This is a genomic window from Desulfovibrio desulfuricans, assembly GCF_024460775.1.
GTDB lineage: Bacteria > Desulfobacterota > Desulfovibrionia > Desulfovibrionales > Desulfovibrionaceae > Desulfovibrio > Desulfovibrio desulfuricans_E.
In genome coordinates, this window is sequence record NZ_JANFYZ010000062.1 from 1 (window position 1) to 273 (window position 273).

The following is a 273-nucleotide window of genomic DNA, read 5'->3' on the forward strand; positions in this document are numbered from 1 at the left end:
GATTGCAGTTAAAGGCGGTTGTTACGATCAATAACAACGGAAACACAGAAACAAAATATTGTGAAGTCGGAGATCAGGTAAGAGTTGTAGCAGCACAGGCTCCTGAAGGAAAGAAGTTTTCACACTGGACTGTGAATGAAAAACCGATCTGTTACAATGAATCTTATACATTTACAGTATATAAAGACATAGCTGTGACATCTGTTTATGTTGAAGAAGCAGAAGAAATTCAAAAAGAAGTTTCGGTTTTGTGCGATGTGTCCTATGCAAATG

At 37.4% G+C, this 273-nt stretch carries 1 protein-coding gene; it reads left to right on the forward strand.

From position 1 onward, the window contains the following. On the forward strand, positions 1–273 hold a 273-nt coding region (locus tag NE637_RS15415; protein ID WP_256267809.1), incomplete at both ends, for an InlB B-repeat-containing protein.